Origin of the sequence: Halomonas sp. BC1, assembly GCF_002078135.1 — a bacterium.
Lineage (GTDB): Bacteria > Pseudomonadota > Gammaproteobacteria > Pseudomonadales > Halomonadaceae > Vreelandella > Vreelandella stevensii.
Window position 1 is genome coordinate 698,860 of the sequence record NZ_LFGS01000019.1, and the last position, 18,546, is coordinate 717,405.

An 18,546-nucleotide genomic window follows, 5' to 3' on the forward strand; every position below is an offset into this window, starting at 1 on the left:
TAGACACGCAGTTAGCCCATGAGTTGCGTAGGCCGAGGGAGCATTGTAGCAGGTCATTTACCCTGTGAGACTCAATCATTACTGTAAAGAGGATTTCCATGTCCGAGGCTTTCAACGCAGAACGTTTAACGCGACTGTGCGATTTCTTGCAGCAGTCGCCCACGCCATGGCACGCCACCCAGAACATGGCGAAGCGTTTGGAGCAGGCGGGCTTTACACGCTTGGAAGAAACCGCCAACTGGCAGCTTGCGCCTGGCAAGCGTTACTACGTGACGCGCAATGACTCGTCGCTGATCGCCTTTCAGCTGCCCGCCGGAAAGTTGTCCAGCCTGCGTATGCTGGGTGCGCATACCGACAGCCCCGGGTTGCACCTGAAGCCCAACGCAACGCACTATTCGGCGGGTTGGCTGCAGTTGGGTGTGCAGGTATATGGCGGCGTGCTGTTGGCGCCCTGGTTCGACCGTGAGCTGGGGTTGGCGGGGCGGGTGCACGTGCGCCATGCCGATGGTCGGCTGGAAAGCGTGTTGCTGAACGTGGCGCAGCCGGTGGCGATGATTCCGAGCCTGGCGATTCACATGGACCGTGACGTCAATGCGGGGCGTACGATCAACCCGCAAACCCAGATGGCACCGGTATTGCTGCAGAGCAACGACCTCGAGCTCAACGACCTGTTGGCGCAGTGGCTGGAAGCGCAGCACGGGCTGCGTGCCGTCGATGTCGTCGATTTCGAGCTGGGTTTTTACGACGTACAGCCGCCTGCGCTGGTGGGGCTGCGTCAGGAGCTGCTGGCCAGTGCCCGGCTGGATAATTTGCTGTCGTGCTTCGTCGGGCTGGAAGCGCTGCTGGCGTGCGATGGCGAGCAGGGGGCGTTACTGGTGGCCAACGACCATGAAGAGGTTGGTAGCGCCAGCGCCTGTGGTGCACAGGGGCCGTTTCTGGGAGACGTGCTCAAGCGTTTGAATGGGCAAGTGGGCGGGGGTAGTGAAGAGTCGCTGATTCAGCTGATTCAATCGTCACTGATGATCTCCTGCGATAACGCCCATGCGCTGCATCCCAACTTCCGTGACAAGCACGATGAGCGGCATGGGCCGGTCATCAACGGCGGGCCGGTGATCAAGGTGAACGCGAGCCAGCGCTACGCCACTAACAGCGTGACCGGCGCACTGTTTCGCGATGTTTGTCGAGAAGCCGATGTGCCTGTGCAGTCATTCGTCACTCGGGCGGACATGGGCTGCGGCAGCACCATCGGTCCGATCACGGCGACCGAAGTGGGCGTGCCGACCATCGATGTGGGCTTGCCGCAGTGGGCCATGCACTCCATTCGTGAAACGTCCGGCACCCGCGATGTCGAGTATCTGACTCGCGCGTTGACCCAGTTTCTGAATCGCGTGACGCTGCACTGATCACTCGTCAGCGAATCCAGAACGAACCAAAATGAAAAAGGCCCGCTGATGAAATCAGCGGGCCTTCGCTATTGCTAGCTCGATTTGGTGTTGGTGGCTACGCCCTGATTTGAACAGGGGACCCCATCATTATGAGTGATGTGCTCTAACCAGCTGAGCTACGTAGCCGTGCAACGGAGGCGAATATTACCCACCCCTTTGCCATTCGTCAAGCATTGATTGTTTGGTGCGTTATACGTTGAAGCGGAAGTGGATCACGTCGCCATCCTTGACGATGTAGTCCTTACCTTCCAGGCGCCATTTGCCAGCATCCTTGGCACCCTGTTCACCGCCCAGCGAGACGTAGTCGTCATAGGCGATCACTTCGGCGCGAATGAAGCCTTTCTGGAAGTCGGTGTGAATGACCCCGGCAGCTTCCGGGGCGCTGGCCCCCTGCTTGACGGTCCAGGCACGTACTTCCTTGACGCCTGCGGTGAAGTAGGTCTGCAGGCCCAGCAGGGCATAGCCTGCGCGGATGACGCGGTCCAGCCCCGGCTCTTCCATGCCCATTTCGGCCAGGAACATGCTGCGCTCATCGTCGTCCAGTTCGGCGATTTCGGCTTCCAGCTGGTTGCACACCGGCACGACCACAGCGCCTTCTTCGGCGGCGATCTCCTTGACGATGTCCAGGTAGGGATTGTTCTCGAAACCATCTTCATTGACGTTGGCAATGTACATGGTGGGCTTGAGCGTCAGGAAACCAAAGCTTTTGACCTGGCGTTTCTCGTCGTCATCCAGGCCAAAGCTGCGCAGCGGCTGGCCTTCCGCCAGGTGGGGCTGAATCTTGTCCAGCACCGCTTTGGTGGCCATGGCGTCCTTGTCGCCACCCTTGACCACGCGCACCAGGCGCTGGCTGGCTTTTTCCACCGTATCCAGATCGGCCAGAGCGAGTTCCAGGTTGATGGTTTCGATGTCGGCGCGGGGGTCTACCTGGTTGGCCACGTGGATCACGTTGTCGTTGTCGAAGCAGCGCACCACGTGGGCAATGGCCTGGGTTTCACGAATGTTGGCGAGAAACTTGTTGCCGAGCCCTTCGCCCTTGGAAGCACCCGCTACCAGGCCGGCGATATCCACGAATTCCATGGTGGTCGGCAGGACTTTTTCGGGCTTGACGATGGCTGCCAGCTTATCCAGGCGTGGGTCTGGCATGGGGACGATGCCGACGTTGGGTTCGATGGTGCAGAACGGGAAGTTCTCGGCATCGATACCTGACTTCGTCAGTGCATTGAACAGGGTGGATTTGCCTACGTTGGGTAGGCCGACAATACCGCAGTTAAAGCCCATACATTACTTCCTGGCCGCTAGGCCAGCGCTATTTCGTGAGGCGCTGGCCAACAGTGAATAAACGTGTGCGATCACACGACTGATCAAACGTGCTGCTATTTTACGCTATGAAGGCGATTCATGGCTTTAGCCCAATCGCCGGAAAGTGCCAGCGGCAGGGTGGCCAGGCTCTCCTCCAGGGCGTGCGCGATGGCTTCCTGTTCGGCTTTGCCAGGGCGGCCCAGCACGTAATTGACCACCTGGCGTGCTTCCCCCGGGTGGCCGATGCCGATGCGCAGGCGGTGGAACTGCTTCTGGTTGCCCAGCGCGCTGATGATGTCGCGCAGGCCGTTGTGGCCGCCGTGCCCGCCGCCGGTCTTGTAGCGTGCCTGTCCGGGGGGCAGGTCCAGCTCGTCATGGGCGACCAGCAGGTTCTCTGGAGTGAGCTTGAAGAACTGGGTCAGCGCAGCCACGGCAGCGCCGCTGCGGTTCATGAAGGTCGAGGGGTTCAGCAGGTGCAGCTCATGCTCGCCCAGACGGACCTTGGCATAAAGCCCCAGAAACTTCTTTTCTGGGCGTAGTTCACTATGGGTGCTGCGGGCCAAGGCCTCGACCAGCCAAAAACCGGCGTTGTGGCGGGTTGCATCATAGTCAGCACCGGGGTTGCCCAGTCCGATAATGGCCGTTACCTGGCTCATGTACTCAGCTCCAGTAGGATGAAAATGGCAGCGTGTCTCGAGTCGCAAAAAAAAATCAAGCGCCGAGGCGCTTGATTTTATCATTTCCGAGCCATGCGGGCATGGCTCGGGGCGCAATACCGCTGCGCCCTGGCTTACTCGGCGCTTGCTTCTGCGTCGCCTTCGCCTGCTTCTTCAACACGTACTTTGACAGCCGTGATGCTCAGTACGGCGTTGTCGTGCTCTTCACCGTGGGACAGGTCAACGGAAGTGACGCCCGCCGGGAAGGTCAGGTCAGACAGGTGCAGGGTAGTGCCCAGCTCGACCTTGCTGATGTCCACTTCCAGGAAGTCAGGAAGATCTTTCGGCAAGCAGCTGATGGCAACTTCGTTGGCCAGTACGTGCAATTCACCGCCCTGGTCCTTGATGCCCACACACTTGTCTTCGTTCACCACGTGCAGCGGCACATTCATGGTGATGGCGTGAGTCGCGTCGACGCGCATGAAGTCGGCGTGGGTCAGCAGCGGCTTGAAGGGGTGACGCTGCAGATCACGAACAACGACCTGCTCTTCGCTGCCATCGATGACCAGCTTGATGACGGAAGAGAAGAACGACTCGTCTTCGATCGCCTTGTAGAAAGCGGTCTTTTCGACAGAGATGGATTGCGCGCCTTTCTCACCGCCGTACACAACGGCCGGTACGAATTGGTTCGCACGACGCAGGCGGCGGCTCGCACCTTTCCCCAGGTCGTTACGAACGCTGGCTTTCAGGATAAAATCAGACATGTTAATTGCCTCTTGGTTTAAGTAAGGAAACGCCGCCACCCGCGACCAGACGACGACGTTCCCATGGCCCCAGATGGGGGCTTGTCACATCAGGCGATCAGTGGAACATCGCGCTGACGGATTCTTCGTTGCTGACGCGGCGAATGGCTTCCGCAATCAGGCCAGCAACGCTCAACTGGCGAATCTTTCCGCTGCGACGCGCATGGTCGGCCAGCGGAATGGTGTCGGTCACCACGACTTCATCCAGTACGGAGTTGGTAATGTTGTCTACCGCCGGGCCCGACAGGATCGGGTGGGTGGCATAGGCGACGACCCGCGCCGCGCCATGATCTTTCAAGGCTTCGCCCGCTTTGCACAAGGTGCCTGCGGTATCGATCATGTCATCGACGACTACGCAGGTGCGGCCTTCGATTTCACCGATGATGTGCATGACCTGCGCCTGGTTGGCCTGGGGGCGACGCTTGTCGATGATGGCCAGGTCGGCATTCAACTGCTTGGCGATGGCGCGAGCACGTACTACGCCGCCGACATCGGGGGATACCACCACCAGGTCGTCGTAGTTCTGGCGCTCGATGTCGTCGAGCAGGATCGGAGAGCCGTAGACGTTATCTACTGGCACATCGAAGAAGCCTTGAATCTGGTCGGCGTGCAGGTCCATGGTCATGACGCGGTCGACGCCTGCTTTTACCATCATGTCGGCGACTACCTTGGCCGAGATGGGGACGCGGGCGGAGCGTACACGACGATCCTGACGGGCATAGCCGAAGTAGGGAACGACGGCCGTGATGCGGGTCGCCGAGGCACGACGCAGGGCGTCGACCATCAGGATGAGCTCCATCAGGTTGTCGTTCGTCGGCGCGCAGGTGGATTGCAGGATAAAGACATCCTTGCCACGCACGTTCTCATTGATCTCGACCGCGATTTCGCCGTCGCTGAATTGACCCACCGTGGCATTACCCATGCGGCTGTCCAAGCTCTCGGCAATCTTTTGAGCGAGTTCGGGATTGGCATTCCCGGTGAAGACCATCAATTTTGACACGCGCAGCCACCTTTGCAGTGTTGGGGATCAGGGGAGAAAACGCAGATCAACATCAGGATTGGCTGGGGTACCAGGATTCGAACCTGGGAATGCCGATACCAAAAACCGGTGCCTTACCACTTGGCGATACCCCAGCAAACAGCCTGATGCGACGACCGGGCGCTTTCAGCAGCCCAGAGCATCTTGTAGGGGAGAGGTGTTGAGCCCTTTGGCCACCCAGGCTTTCCAGCGCTGGTTGGCTTGTCTGGCCACTGTCTGTGCTGCCTCTTGTGTATCGAAGGCGGCAAACAGACAAGCGCCCGTACCGGTCAATCGGCACGGTGCATACTGTGCGAGCCAGTCAAGCGCTTCCGCAATGAGCGGATAGCCTTTCCTGACCGTTGCCTCGCAGTCGTTGCGCCATTCGGCCGCTCCCCCCTGCAGTGCGCGCGCCATAGTAATGGGGAGGCTGTCGCGTGTCAATTCCGCATCCTGGAAGATGGCCGGTGTCGAGACGCTCACACCGGGGTGGATCACCACAAACCAGGGGGTGTCCAGCGTGACCGGAGTGAGCCGTTCGCCAACGCCTTCTGCCCAGGCGCTATGGCCATGCACGAACACCGGGACGTCGGCGCCCAGCGTCAGGCCCAGCGTGGCCAGGGTCTGGCGATCCAGACCCAGCTGCCACAGCTGATTGAGACCCACCAGCACGGTGGCGGCATTGGAGCTGCCACCCCCCAGGCCGCCGCCCATGGGTAGGCGCTTATCGATGGCGATCGATACGCCCATATGGTGGCCGCTTTCCTGCTGGAGCAGGCGCGCGGCACGGACGATCAGATTGTCATCGTGGGTAACGCCTGCCAGTGGGGTGGTCAGCTCGATGCGGCGGTCCTGACGTAGGGTAAAGGTCAGCGTGTCGCACAGGTCGAGCAGCTGAAACAGCGTTTGCAGCTCGTGGTAGCCGTCTGGACGACGGCCCACGATATGCAGCATACGATTCAGTTTGGCCGGGGCCGGTAGAGTCAATGGATGTGGTGTTGCGGGCATGCCGGTTCTCTAAAATGAAGGTGCAGGGCAGTGAGTCTGCGCTTATTCGCCCGAACGGCTGGATGCCTGCCACTGGTTGACCACCAGGGTAATGCGTACATCTCCGTAGTTCATGACCAGACGGCGGGGCAGCCACATCTCCTCTACCCGCTCCCAGTCACGGTAGTCGATTTCCCAGCCATCCTGCTGCAGGAAACGCGGGAAGCCCAGTTCATCAGTTTCTAACTGATAGCTGGCGTGGTCACCGGGGAGGCCGCGCACCCAGTCGGGCATGGCGCGCACCGGCAGCGACCAGCCCAGCTGCTCTTCCATCAGGGCTTCCGGTGTCTCGGCTTCGAAGCGGCCGTCGCTGGTGCTCAGCGAAAAGCGCCCTTCACGTCCTTCCAGCACGCTGCGTCCGCCGCCAAAGGGACCGCTGATCAGCATGCGGAAGTAGAACGGGGTCTGGTTCCAGTCGAGGTTGGCGCTGGTGTTTTCCTGTGGGGTGCGCAAGCCCGCTTTGCCCACCAGCGTCCAGCTGTCGAAGTCTTCGACCTGCGCCTGCTGGCGCTCCCACTGGCCTGCCTGGCGCCCGCTTTCATCGACCGGCGCCTGGCTGGCGCAGCCTGCCAGGGTCAAGAGGGCGAGGGCTGCCACCCATAGGCGAGTAGTGGGCAGTACACCAGACAAGCGGCGGCGTGTCGGACGGGCAGAGGGGAGTGACGTAGTCAACATTAGAAGCTCCATGTCAGTAGGGTCTGGATCCAGATGAGTGCACTATTAGGGCGTGCTGGCAGGCGTTAGTTCAGGGTGCCGTTCCAGCAGTTCGTCTATTTGGGGGTGGTGGTCGGCACGCCGCAGGGCTCGAGCGATTGTTTGGCGCGCTTCGTCGCTGCGCCCCAGGGCATGCAGCACTTCGGCCAAATGGGCGGCCACTTCCTGATCGGGTAGCCGCGAATAGGCGCTTTCCAGCCACGCCAGGGCGTCGTCCAGTTTGCCCAGCCGGAAGTATACCCAGCCCAGGCTATCCATGATGGCCGGGTTGTCAGGGTCGGCTTCATAGGCGCGCTCGATCAGGTCGCGGGCTTCTTCCAGGCGCTCGGTGATGTTCAAATCGGCCAAGGTATAGCCCAGCGCGTTCAAGGCGTCGGGGTTGTTGGGCTCGGTGCGCAGGATCTGTTGCAGGTCGCGCTCCATGGCGGCCAGATCGCCCATTTCCCAGCCGCGCATGGCGCGCAGGTACAGCAGGCGCGTGTCGTCGGGCGTGCGGGTGATTTCCCGGTCCAGCAGGGCGCCAGCCTCTTGCTCCATGCCGAGATCGTCCAGCAGCTGCACTTCGAGCAGCACCAGATCGCCAAAATAGGCGTCGTGGCGCATGCGCTCGATGCGCAGGAAAGCGCGCGCGTCCAGCAAGCGGTCATCGTCGATCAACATGCGAGCGGCGGCGGCGCGTGCGGGCAGAAACTCGTTGCCATCGCGCACCTGGCGGTAATAGAGCAGGGCGTTGTCGATATCGCCCTGGGACTGTGCGATGGCGCCCAGTAGAAAGTAGGCAATGTTGGGGATTCTGTCCTGGCCGATCAGAGGCTGCAGCAGCCGATAGGCGGGTTCACTGTGGCCCTCTTCCAGATAAAGCTGGGCCAGGGCGATGCGCAGTTCCTGATTGCCGCCGTGGGTTTCCAGCAGGGCGTTGGTCTGGGTTTCGGCGGCGGTAATGTTATTGAGGCGGATTTCAGCCTGGGCCAGCATGAGGATGAAGCGCACGTCATCCGGTGACAGGCTCAGCCCTTGCTGAGCCGCCCGCTGAGCTGCGCGGTGGTCGCCGCTTTCCAGCGCCAGACGTGCCCTGGCCAGCCACAGTGAGGCGGATTCAGGCTCGCGCTGCTCAACCAGGTCGAGGTGCTGCTGAGCGGTTTGCGTCTCGCCCAGGGCGGCTTCGATGAGCGCAGTGCCCAGCAGCACATCGCTGTAGGAGTCGCGCTCGGCAGCAGCCGGTTGCGCCAGGTAGGTGCGTAACGGCTGTGCCAGGACATTGAGCGGCGCTTCTTCCGCCACCGCAAGCTCGGCGAAACTCGATATGTCGCCGTAGCCGCCCGATTCGGCAATCACCAGCCGCTGTTCCAGGCTGTCCAGCCAGTCACCGCGCTGCAGTGACAGGGCGGCCAGCAGCCGGTTGGGCGTTTCCGCGGTGGGCGACAGCTCGCGCCAGCGCAGCGCCGAAGCTTCCATCAAGGCGGCGTCGTTGCCAAAGCGTGCTGCAAAGGTGGCGCGCTCGGCGAGGCCCGGCGCGTTGTAGCGCTGGGCGGCTTCCAGGTAGCCACGGCTGGCGTAGCGGTAGTCACCGCGCTGGCCGGCCAGTTCGGCGGCCAGCAGCGTGCTGAGCCCTGCCGCATCCAGACCGCGAGTGATGGGGGTGGCCGTTAGCATTGGGTCACTGCTGCTGCTCATGTAGCCACGATCTGGAAGCGTGGAGGACAGCTGGCAGCCGCTCAGCAGCAGCGTCGCGGCCAGCGGTAATAGAGGAAGGCCCGATAGTGCTCGGGACAAACCCGGAAGTGTTGCGCGGTGGGGCATGCGTATCTCGATCAGGTGGCCGAGTGTTCAGCATAGCGGCTTGGCTGCCTGCGGCAAAGTGGTGTGCGCCAGAACATGCCGTGTTGTGATAGAATGTTCCACCTTGAAAGTGGGCCGGGTCAGCACAATTCACTCGTAAAGCTGCCTTGTTCGGCTCCTCTCCAAGCGATAACGACGAACAGTGACGTGACGACCGATCCACTAGCGAAGACGCAGACCGCATGACGCTTCTTGCCCTGGGAATTAATCATCGTACTGCCAGCGTGGCCGTGCGTGAGCAGGTGGCCTTTACGCCAACGCAGCTGGAAAGCGCGTTGGCCGAGCTGCGTGGCCTGCCGCACATCCATGAAGCCGCAGTACTTTCGACCTGCAACCGTACCGAGCTTTATTGCGTAACCGATGCCGCAGGCGAGCAAGCCGTGCTGGACTGGCTGGGACGCTTCCACAATCTGCGGGTCGATGATTTGGCACGCTGTGCGTACCACTATCATGACAATGAAGCGGCGCGCCACCTGATGCGCGTAGCGGTGGGGCTCGACTCCATGGTGCTGGGCGAGCCGCAGATTCTGGGGCAGTTGAAAGACGCGTATCAGCAGGCGCGCCAGGCCAGAGGGCTGGGCGGCGAGCTGGAACGGCTGTTTCAACATACCTTTGCCGTGGCCAAACAGGTGCGCACTGAAACCGGCATTGGCAAGAACCCTGTCTCGGTGGCTTATGCGGCGGTCAGCATGGCCAGCCGTATCTTCGATGACTTCAGTCGCGCACGGGCGCTGTTGATCGGTGCCGGAGAAACCATCGAGCTGGTGGCGCGCCATCTGCATGAGGCGGGCGTGCGTCAGCTCACCGTGGCCAACCGTACCCGGGAGCGTGCCGAACAGGTGTCTGCGGCGCTGGGCGGGACGGCTATCACCCTGCCCGAGATTCCGGATGCGCTGGAGCATGCCGATATCGTGATCTCGTCCACGGCTTCCCCGCTGCCGATTCTGGGCAAGGGGATGGTCGAGCGTGCCCTGAAAAAGCGCCGCCATCGGCCTGTCTTCATGGTCGATATTGCGGTGCCTCGGGATATCGAGCCGCAGGTGGGTGAGCTGGCCGATGTGTTTCTGTATACCGTGGATGATCTGGAAGAGGTCATCGAAGAGAACCGTCGCCATCGTCAGGTGGCTGCCGACCAGGCCGAGTCGCTGATTGAACACGGCGTCGGCAGCTGGCAGCATGAGCGCCGCATTCGCAATGGCGGCGAGGTGATTCGAGATTATCGTCGTCATGGCGAAGCGCTGCGCGACCAGGCGCGGGAGCAGGCGCTGGAACGCCTGGCCAAGGGTGAAGACCCGGCCAGGGTCATCGAGCGGATGGCTCACCAGCTGGCCAACCGCTTCATGCATCAACCCACGCTTGCCATTCGTGACGCTGCTTCGCAGGAAAACCATGAATTGCTCAACGCCGCGCCGCGCCTGTTACTGCCGCCCAAACCTGCCTTCGAGCAGGCTGCGCCTCCGGTAAAACGCCAGAAGGATGATACACCCGCATGAAAGAGACTTTGCGCCAACGCCTGGATAGCTTCTCCGACCGTTTCGAGGAGCTGGCCATGCTGCTGTCCGATCCCGAGGTGATCAACAATCAGCAGCGCTTCCGTGACTATTCGCGGGAATACGCTGAGCTGGAAGAGCTGGTGGCCGCCTGGCAACGTTACCGTGGGGTCGAAGACAGCATCGCCGAGGCCGAACAGCTGAGCCGTGACAGTGATCCGGAGATGCGCGAGCTGGCGGAAATGGAAATCAGCGATGGCCGCGAACAGCTGGCAGAGTTGGACGTCGAGCTGAAGCGCCTGCTGATCCCCAAGGACCCCGACGATGGCCGTGGCGTGTTTCTGGAAGTGCGGGCGGGCACCGGTGGCGATGAAGCGGCGATTTTTGCCGGTGATCTGTTCCGCATGTACTCCCGCTATGCTGAAAAGCGCGGCTGGCGGGTAGAAATCGTCAGTGCCAGCCACGGCGAGCAGGGCGGTTATAAAGAGGTGATCTCCCGGGTCAAGGGCGACGGCGTCTATGCACGGCTGAAGTTCGAGTCGGGCGCCCATCGCGTACAGCGCGTGCCCGCGACGGAGTCTCAGGGGCGTATCCATACCTCTGCCTGTACCGTGGCGGTCATGCCCGAGGTGGATGAAGTGGGCGATGTGGACATCAACCCCGCCGACCTGCGGGTGGACACCTACCGCTCCAGCGGTGCCGGTGGCCAGCACGTCAACACCACCGACTCGGCGATTCGCATCACCCACTTGCCCACCGGCGTGGTGGTGGAGTGCCAGGAAGAGCGCAGCCAGCACAAGAACCGTGCGAAGGCCATGTCCTTGCTGGCGGCCAAGCTCAAGCGCAATGCCGTGGATTCCCAGCGCCAGGAGCAGGCCGATGCACGCCGTTCGCTGGTCGGCTCGGGAGACCGCAGTGAGCGGATTCGGACCTATAACTTCCCTCAAGGTCGCATCACCGACCACCGCATCAACCTGACGCTCTACAAGCTGACCGAAGTGGTCAGCGGCGAGCAGCTCGATGACGTGATCGAGCCCCTGATACATGAGTATCAGGCAGAGCAGCTCTCGGCCCTGCAGGAGGGCTGATGACCTTCGACGCCTTGCTGTCACAGGCGGCCCAGCGGTTGGCGCAGGCAGGCTCGCCCACGCCGCGCCTGGATGCCGAGGTATTGCTGGGCTGCGCTGCCCAGTGCAGCCGTACGTGGCTCTATACCTGGGGTGATCGCGAATGCCCCACCTGGGAGCGAGCCCGTTTCGAGGCGCTGGTAGCCGCGCGTGCCCAGGGGCAGCCGGTGGCGTATCTTACCGGTGAGCGAGAGTTCTGGGGGCTGCGGCTGGCGACTTCTCCCGACACGCTGATTCCCAGGCCCGACACGGAAACCCTGGTGGAGGTGGCGCTTTCTCGCGCCGCTGCCCCGGTGGGCAGGCTACTGGATCTGGGCACGGGCACGGGCGCCATTGCGCTGGCGCTGGCCAGTGAAAAGCCGGGCTGGCAGGTCATCGGTGCCGACATTCGCCCCGGGGCCGTGACGCTGGCCGAGCGCAATGCCGACGCACTGGGGATCACCAATGCCCGGTTTGTGTTGAGTGATTGGCTCAGCGCGTTCGTGCCTCCGGCAGAGGAGCCGCCTTTCGATATCATCGTCAGTAACCCCCCTTACATTGCGGCCGATGATCCGCATTTGAGCCAGGGCGACGTGCGTTTCGAGCCGCACTCGGCGCTGGTTGCCGATGCCAACGGCATGGCAGACCTGCTCCACGTGATCGAGGCGGCCAAGGCCCACCTGGCCCCTGGTGGCTGCCTGGCAATGGAGCATGGCTACCAGCAGGCGGCCAGCGTGCGTGAGGCACTGTTGGCGGCGGGCTATCAGAACGTTGAAAGTGTGCAAGACATGGGGGGCCATGAACGGGTTACTCTGGGGCACCTTTATTGACCGCCTGATTCATTTGTATTGGATCCTGCCATGAAACCAAAAAATAGAACGCTGGACCGTATCGACCTCAAGATCCTTCGCTGTTTGCAGGAAAATGCGCGTATTTCCTACGTGGATCTCGCCGCAGAAGTTGGGTTATCCACAACCCCTTGTCTGGAGCGGGTCAAGCGCCTGGAGCGTGCCGGTATCATTCGTGGCTACCAGGCCATTCTGGACCCTCGCGCCCTGAAGGCGAACCTGCTGGTGTTTGTCGAGATCAGCCTGGAGACCCAGTCGCCTGCGGTCTTCGATGAGTTTCGGCGCGCGGTGGAAAAGCTGCCGCAAATTCAGGAGTGCCACCTGGTGTCCGGGCAGTTCGACTACATTCTGAAATGCCGCATCCCGGAAATGGCCGCTTATCGCCAACTATTGGGGGATGTGGTCTTGACCCTGCCAGGGGTGAAAGAGTCCAAGAGCTATGTGGTGATGGAAGAAGTGAAAGAGAGCTTCAATCTCCACATTCCTGATTTCGAGGAATTCGAGGATAAGTAAACCAATGATGGACGATCAGGCGCTGCTGCGTTACAGCCGCCAAATCATGCTGCCCGAAGTGGATATCGAGGGTCAGGAGCGACTGCGCGGCGCCCACGCCGTGATTATTGGGGCTGGCGGGTTGGGCTCGCCAGCCGCGCTGTATCTCGCGGCGGCGGGAGTGGGGCGGATTACCCTGGTAGATGCCGACCATGTGGAGCTTTCCAACCTGCAGCGCCAGATAGCCCACCAGCAGGCCAGCCTGGGCCTCAACAAAGCGCGTTCGGCGCAGCAGCGCCTTGAAGCACTGAACCCTGAATGCCAGGTGGTGGCCATCGAGCGTCACGCCGAAGGTGAGCTGTTGGCAGAGCTGGTGGCCTCGGCTCAGGTGGTGCTGGACTGTACCGACCGTTTTTCCAGCCGTTATGCCATCAATGCCGCGACGCAGCGAGCCGGTGTGCCGCTGGTCTCGGGAGCGGCTATCCGCTTTTCCGGCCAGCTGGCGGTATTCGACCCGCGTCAGCCAGATAGCCCCTGCTACGCCTGCCTCTATCCCCCCTGAGGAGGGCGAAGACGAAGCCCTCAGCTGTGCCGAGAGTGGCGTGATGGCCCCTTTGGTAGGCTTGATTGGCTGCTTTCAAGCCGTCGAGGCCTTCAAACTGCTGAGCGGTGCGGGTGAGGCACATCAGGGGCTGTCGGCCTTCGACGGGCTCAGCGGGCAGTGGCGTCATTTCCAGGTGCCGCGTGACTCGGCGTGCCCGGTGTGCGGTGGGCGTGACTGACGTCGCCCACCGCCTGCATTACGCGCTGGCGGTGGAGTCCTCCGCCTTGGTCGCCTCCGATGTCTTCTTCTGACGAGGCGCGGAGCTGGGCGCAGGCTTGTCAGCAAAGACACTCTTGAACACCTCGTTGTCGGGGTTCATGTCGATGGTGCCGTGGAACGTGCTGCCATCTTCCAGCACCAGGCAGGGCGTCGTGATCGTGCCGGTGACCTTGGCGCCGCCGTGGATCGTGGCCTTGTGCAGCGCAACGAGATTGCCCTCTACGGTACCGGAAATTCTCAGCGTGTGTGCGTAGGCATCGCCCTGCAAGTGCCCCGTGGCGCCGAGCTTGACGGTATGCTGTTTGCAGAGGATGGTGCCGGTGACCTGGCCTTCGATGGTCAGGTCCTCGTCACTCTGAATGTCCCCACGAAGCTGTGTCTTGCCGCCGATCACCGACGTGCTCTGGCGGGCACCAGGCAGGCTCTTGAGCTCGCTTGGCGCAGGCTGAAGGTCAGTGGTGGGAAGGGCGGGGTGTTCAGCGTGAGGTTTGGTTTTTTGAACATGAGCTATGCCTGCGGAGTAGGGCAAGGTCGCCGTGCAGCGAAACGCCACCCTTTGGGCAGGCTTCACCAAAATAGACCGAATGACGTTAATGTACGCTTCGGGATGGGCTTGCAAAGCGTGAAGATACGTCTGTGGTTGTGCGATATTCCGGCTACCGCTGGCGCCTCCCTACGGCTATAAACAACGCTGGTTCGAGCAGGGGAAAGTGCCATGCAGATGGAAACATGGCTGATCATCGTGGGCGTTGTGGTCATGACGATCATCGTGATGGATGGTCGGCGCAAGAAGCGTCGTCTCGGCGTGGCGGTGATCACCCATCCGGAGCCTGAAGCGCTGATGGTTGAGGTCGCCGTCGAATGTGCCAATGAGGCGATGGTAGGGAGTCATGTGGGCGCTGCCACGCGAATTCATGGCATCGTGACGGCACAAGAGAATATCTCGATCAGCGGCAGTATTCAGGGGGAGGTCCATACCACTCACGGCATCACCCTCACGTCACTGGCATCTGTCCAGGGGCTGCTGTCGGCCGGTGAGCTGGCGTGCCATGCCGGTGCCACGGTGAATGGGTCTATCGTGCCCAGTCCGCCTGTTCCGGCATGCATGAAAAAGCCCGCCTGAATAGGCGGGCCTGGTCACGGTCTTTTGCTTTTTTATGCGGATGAATCAGTTGCGGATCAGGTAGTCGAAGGCGCCCAGTGACGCTTTGGCGCCTTCGCCCATGGCAATGATGATCTGCTTGTAGGGCACGGTGGTGACATCGCCTGCGGCAAACACGCCGGGCACCGAGGTCATGCCGTGGGCGTCGACGATGATTTCGCCACGCGGTGACATCTCGATGGGAGAGCCCTTCAGCCACTCGGTATTGGGCACCAGGCCGATCTGTACGAAGATACCTTCCAGAGCGATGTTCTTGACTTCGTCGGTCTGGCGGTCCTTGTAGGTCAGGCCGTTGACCCGGCTGCCATCACCGGTCACCTCGGTGGTTTGTGCGTTCAGCACGATATCCACGTTGGGCAGGCTCTTGAGCTTCTTCTGCAGTACGGCGTCAGCGCGCATTTCACCCATGAACTCCACCAGGGTCACGTGGCCGACGATACCCGCCAGGTCGATGGCCGCTTCGACGCCTGAATTACCGCCACCAATGACCGCGACACGCTTGCCCTTGAACAGCGGGCCATCGCAGTGGGGGCAGTAGGCCACACCTTTGTTGCGATACTGCTGCTCGCCGGGCACGTTCATTTCCCGCCAGCGGGCGCCTGTGGCCAGTACCAGGGTCTTGCTCTTCAGTTTGGCACCGGATTCGAAGGTCACTTCGTGCAGGCCACCTTCGGTTTCTGCTGCTTTGAAGGCGGTGGCACGCTGCAGGTTCATCACGTCCACTTCGTACTGCTTGACGTGCTCTTCCAGGGCGCTGACCAGCTTGGGACCTTCGGTATGGGTCACCGAGATGAAGTTCTCGATCCCCATGGTATCGGCCACCTGACCACCGAAGCGTTCGGCGGCAACGCCGGTATTGATGCCCTTGCGCGCAGAGTAGATGGCCGCTGACGCGCCCGCCGGGCCGCCGCCGATGACCAGCGTGTCGAAGGCTGCCTTGTCATTCAGTTTCTTGGCTTCACGCTCGGCTGCACCGGTATCCACCTTGGCCAGGATCTGCTCCAGCGTCATGCGACCCTGGTCGAAGGGCTTGCCGTTGAGGTAGATGCTGGGCACCGACATGATTTCGCGGGCCTCGACTTCCTCCTGGAACAGGGCGCCGTCGATGGCGACGTGGCGCACCTTGGGGTTGAAGATGGCCATCAGGTTCAGCGCCTGGACGACGTCCGGGCAGTTCTGGCAGGAGAGCGAGTAGTAGGTCTCGAACAGCATCTCGCCGTCCAGCGCCTTGATCTGATCGAGCTGCTCTTGCGACGTTTTGGGCGGATGTCCGCCGACCTGCAGCAACGCCAGTACCAGCGACGTGAATTCGTGGCCCATGGGAATGCCCGCAAACACGACGCCTGTCTCTTCTCCGGCACGGTTTAGGGCAAAGGAGGGCTTGCGCGCATCCTGGCCGTCGGTTTTGAGGGTGATCTGAGTGCTCAGGCTGCTGATGTCTTCCAGCAGGCCCAGCAGCTCGCGTGACTTGGCACCGTCATCGAGGGACGCAACGATCTCGAAGGGCTGAGTCACTTTTTCCAGATACGCTTTCAATTGATTCTTTAAATTGGCGTCCAGCATGACAGTGGTTCCTCGTAGTCAGCAGTAGAACGTTCTCGACCAGGCACGCCAGCCTTGGGTATGCGATAAGGAGCAAGCGTGTGGGAAAACAGGGATGCATTAACAGGGTGCTGAAAAAAAGACACCCGGGGCATGCCCGGGTGTGATGCTGCCGACCGACACGCGCCGGGTCGGCAGCGGTAGGCGTTTAGATCTTGCCTACGAGGTCCAGAGACGGGGCCAGAGTCTCTTCGCCTTCTTTCCATTTGGCCGGGCACACTTCGTTCGGGTTGGCGCGAACGTACTGGGCAGCCTTGACCTTGCGCAGCAGCTCTTCGGCGTTACGGCCGATGTTGCCCGCGTTGATTTCGACGATCTGGATCTTGCCGTCGGGGTCGACAACGAAAGTGCCGCGCTCGGCCAGGCCAGCTTCTTCGATCAGTACTTCGAAGTTGCGTGAAATTTGCAGGGTCGGATCGGCAATCATCGGGTACTGCAGCTTACCAATGGTCTCGGAGCTGTCGTGCCAGGCCTTGTGGGTGAAGTGGGTGTCGGTGGAGACGCTGTAGATCTCGACGCCCAGCTTCTTGAACTCTTCGTAGTTGTCGGCCAGATCACCAAGCTCCGTGGGGCATACGAAGGTGAAGTCAGCGGGGTAGAAGAAGAACACTGACCACTGACCTTTCAGATCCGCTTCAGTAACGTCAACGAACTCGCCGTTCAGGTAAGCAGTCGCTTTAAACGGTTTTACTTCGGTATTGATCAAAGACATTGAAAACATCTCCGCAGTGAGTGAATGGTGGTTGGAAAAGTTGCTGGCCATATTAGCGAACTACGACTAATAGCTAAAATTGGAAAAAATGATGTTGCCAATAGCCAAGGTCTATAGTTTGCCTGCGCCCTTGGATGTGGGGTCACCAACAGGGTAATGCAAGAATTTTTCACTTGGACTTGCGATGGACGTCGCTGCACCGCAAAATTCGCACGGTCAGCAGAATGGCCTAAGCTGTTTCTCAGCAGCGGCAAATGAGTCAAAGAGGTATCGGCGTCAGCGCTAACCGTTGCCAAGCTCGGTGCGCCTGTTCGACGGGCACTTTCAAGACAAGTGGACTTTCGAGATAAGGAGTAGCTAGATGGGGAATATCCCAAAACGTTCAGTGGCCGTTACGGCAATCGCTTTTGCCGTAGCGGCCACCGCTGCCCACGCCAATGAAGTGCGGGTATACAACTGGTCCGACTACATTGCGCCGGAAACGCTGGCGAAATTCACCGAGCGCACCGGTATCTCCGTGACCTACGATGTCTACGACAGTAACGAGATCCTCGATGCGGCGCTGCTGTCTGGCCGCTCGGGCTACGATGTGGTCGTGCCCTCCAACTACTACTTTACCCGTCAAGCCAGAGCGGGGGTGTTCCAGCCCCTCGACCACGAGCAGCTGCCCAACTTCGAAAACCTCAATCCGGAGTTGATGGCCAACCTGGAGGCCATCGATGAGGGCAGCCAGTACTCCATCCCCTACATGTGGGGCACCAATGGCATTGGCTACAATGTCGAGCGAGTGAAGGAGATTCTCGGTGACGATGCCCCGGTGGATAGCTGGGCACTGCTCTTCGACCCTGAAATTACCGCGGCTCTGCATGCGGCCGGTTGCGGTATCTCCATGATGGACTCGGCGGACGAAATGCTCTCGCCGGCCATTGCCTACTCGGGCGGCGACCCGCTGAGTGAAAACCTGGAGGACATCGAAACCGCCGGGCAAGTGATCGCGGCCGTACGCAACCATGTCACTTACTTCCACTCCTCGCGCTATATTTCTGACCTGGCCAATGGCGAGATCTGTGTCGCCGCAGGCTACTCGGGAGACGTGTTCCAGGCAGCAGACCGAGCTGAAGAAGCGGGTCGCGACTTCACCATCGCTTACAGCATCCCGAAGGAAGGCGCTGCGCTGTGGTTCGACATGATGGCCGTGCCTGCCGATGCGCCTAACCCCGAGAACGCTCATGCGTTCATCAATTTTATTCTCGACCCGGAAATTGCCGCCGAGATCAGCGAGTACGTCAGCTACGCCAACCCCAACCTGGCCGCTAACGAGTTCCTTTCCGAGGAGCTGCTGAATGATCCCGCGGTTTATCCGGATGCAGACGTCATGCAGAACCTGTACGTTCAGGCGGAAAAGCCGCAGGACGTGCTGCGCGCGCGCACCCGTATCTGGAACCGCGTCAAGTCTGGTCGCTAAGCTGACCCCTGCCTGACAGCGA

The 18,546-nt window shown here is 60.9% G+C and carries 17 protein-coding genes, 2 tRNA genes and 1 pseudogene; 8 read left to right on the forward strand and 12 right to left on the reverse strand.

What is annotated here, in order from left to right:
- Nucleotides 1-98: 98 nt before the first annotated feature.
- A complete protein-coding gene (locus B7L72_RS17310; RefSeq protein ID WP_081195652.1) occupies nucleotides 99-1,403 on the forward strand; it encodes a M18 family aminopeptidase in 1,305 nt (434 codons plus the stop codon).
- A gap of 91 nt (nucleotides 1,404-1,494) precedes the next feature.
- Here B7L72_RS17310 and B7L72_RS17315 read toward each other — a convergent pair.
- The 9 genes from B7L72_RS17315 to B7L72_RS17355 all read right to left on the reverse strand — a co-directional run bounded on the left by B7L72_RS17315 (nucleotide 1,495) and on the right by B7L72_RS17355 (nucleotide 8,785).
- Nucleotides 1,495-1,571 (reverse strand) — tRNA-Met (locus B7L72_RS17315).
- 63 nt (nucleotides 1,572-1,634) lie between these two features.
- Nucleotides 1,635-2,726 carry a redox-regulated ATPase YchF gene (ychF, locus tag B7L72_RS17320; RefSeq protein ID WP_081195653.1) on the reverse strand — a complete coding sequence of 364 codons (1,092 nt, stop codon included), beginning with the start codon at nucleotides 2,724-2,726 and terminating at the stop codon, nucleotides 1,635-1,637.
- A 95-nt stretch (nucleotides 2,727-2,821) separates the two neighbouring features.
- The gene (pth, locus tag B7L72_RS17325; protein ID WP_081195654.1) at nucleotides 2,822-3,403 is read right to left on the reverse strand and encodes an aminoacyl-tRNA hydrolase; all 582 of its coding nucleotides are present in this window, start codon (nucleotides 3,401-3,403) and stop codon (nucleotides 2,822-2,824) included.
- A 134-nt stretch (nucleotides 3,404-3,537) separates the two neighbouring features.
- Nucleotides 3,538-4,167, reverse strand: a complete 630-nt coding sequence (locus B7L72_RS17330; protein WP_081195655.1) for a 50S ribosomal protein L25/general stress protein Ctc — start codon at nucleotides 4,165-4,167, stop codon at nucleotides 3,538-3,540.
- 97 nt (nucleotides 4,168-4,264) lie between these two features.
- Entirely contained in the window at nucleotides 4,265-5,206 is a 942-nt protein-coding gene (locus tag B7L72_RS17335) for a ribose-phosphate pyrophosphokinase (protein WP_026001771.1), read from the reverse strand.
- Between the two features lie 59 nt (nucleotides 5,207-5,265).
- Nucleotides 5,266-5,340 (reverse strand) — tRNA-Gln (locus B7L72_RS17340).
- A gap of 31 nt (nucleotides 5,341-5,371) precedes the next feature.
- On the reverse strand, nucleotides 5,372-6,232 hold the full coding sequence (ispE, locus tag B7L72_RS17345; RefSeq protein ID WP_081195656.1) for a 4-(cytidine 5'-diphospho)-2-C-methyl-D-erythritol kinase: 861 nt from the start codon (nucleotides 6,230-6,232) through the stop codon (nucleotides 5,372-5,374).
- Nucleotides 6,233-6,274: 42 nt separating this feature from the next.
- A complete protein-coding gene (gene lolB, locus B7L72_RS17350) occupies nucleotides 6,275-6,946 on the reverse strand; it encodes a lipoprotein insertase outer membrane protein LolB (protein WP_081195657.1) in 672 nt (223 codons plus the stop codon).
- A 45-nt stretch (nucleotides 6,947-6,991) separates the two neighbouring features.
- Entirely contained in the window at nucleotides 6,992-8,785 is a 1,794-nt protein-coding gene (locus B7L72_RS17355; protein WP_254893844.1) for a tetratricopeptide repeat protein, read from the reverse strand.
- Nucleotides 8,786-9,006: 221 nt separating this feature from the next.
- Between B7L72_RS17355 and hemA the strand changes: the two genes are divergently transcribed.
- From hemA to B7L72_RS17380, 5 genes and pseudogenes are all read left to right on the forward strand, one after another.
- The gene (gene hemA, locus B7L72_RS17360; protein ID WP_081195659.1) at nucleotides 9,007-10,317 is read left to right on the forward strand and encodes a glutamyl-tRNA reductase; all 1,311 of its coding nucleotides are present in this window, start codon (nucleotides 9,007-9,009) and stop codon (nucleotides 10,315-10,317) included.
- Nucleotides 10,314-11,402, forward strand: coding sequence for a peptide chain release factor 1 (prfA, locus tag B7L72_RS17365; protein ID WP_081195660.1), 1,089 nt, complete (start codon nucleotides 10,314-10,316; stop codon nucleotides 11,400-11,402). The genes hemA and prfA overlap by 4 nt, the downstream gene beginning before the upstream one ends.
- Nucleotides 11,402-12,250, forward strand: coding sequence for a peptide chain release factor N(5)-glutamine methyltransferase (gene prmC, locus B7L72_RS17370; RefSeq protein WP_081195661.1), 849 nt, complete (start codon nucleotides 11,402-11,404; stop codon nucleotides 12,248-12,250). The genes prfA and prmC overlap by 1 nt, the downstream gene beginning before the upstream one ends.
- A 30-nt stretch (nucleotides 12,251-12,280) precedes the next feature.
- Nucleotides 12,281-12,781, forward strand: a complete 501-nt coding sequence (locus B7L72_RS17375; protein ID WP_016914425.1) for an Lrp/AsnC ligand binding domain-containing protein — start codon at nucleotides 12,281-12,283, stop codon at nucleotides 12,779-12,781.
- 4 nt (nucleotides 12,782-12,785) lie between these two features.
- Nucleotides 12,786-13,542 (forward strand): annotated as a pseudogene (locus B7L72_RS17380) (HesA/MoeB/ThiF family protein).
- Between the two features lie 18 nt (nucleotides 13,543-13,560).
- On the opposite strand, the gene B7L72_RS17385 reads toward B7L72_RS17380, so the two are convergent.
- Nucleotides 13,561-14,112 (reverse strand): polymer-forming cytoskeletal protein, encoded by a 552-nt coding sequence (locus B7L72_RS17385; protein ID WP_254893845.1) that lies wholly within the window; start codon nucleotides 14,110-14,112, stop codon nucleotides 13,561-13,563.
- A gap of 186 nt (nucleotides 14,113-14,298) precedes the next feature.
- Between B7L72_RS17385 and B7L72_RS17390 the strand changes: the two genes are divergently transcribed.
- A complete protein-coding gene (locus B7L72_RS17390) occupies nucleotides 14,299-14,706 on the forward strand; it encodes a polymer-forming cytoskeletal protein (protein ID WP_081195662.1) in 408 nt (135 codons plus the stop codon).
- A gap of 45 nt (nucleotides 14,707-14,751) precedes the next feature.
- On the opposite strand, the gene ahpF is transcribed toward B7L72_RS17390, so the two are convergent.
- The gene (ahpF, locus tag B7L72_RS17395; RefSeq protein ID WP_081195663.1) at nucleotides 14,752-16,308 is read right to left on the reverse strand and encodes an alkyl hydroperoxide reductase subunit F; all 1,557 of its coding nucleotides are present in this window, start codon (nucleotides 16,306-16,308) and stop codon (nucleotides 14,752-14,754) included.
- Nucleotides 16,309-16,495: 187 nt separating this feature from the next.
- A complete protein-coding gene (ahpC, locus tag B7L72_RS17400; protein WP_081137576.1) occupies nucleotides 16,496-17,059 on the reverse strand; it encodes an alkyl hydroperoxide reductase subunit C in 564 nt (187 codons plus the stop codon).
- Between the two features lie 361 nt (nucleotides 17,060-17,420).
- Here ahpC and B7L72_RS17405 point away from each other — a divergent pair, with 361 nt between their 5' ends.
- A complete protein-coding gene (locus tag B7L72_RS17405; RefSeq protein WP_081137578.1) occupies nucleotides 17,421-18,524 on the forward strand; it encodes a polyamine ABC transporter substrate-binding protein in 1,104 nt (367 codons plus the stop codon).
- Nucleotides 18,525-18,546 lie beyond the last annotated feature (22 nt).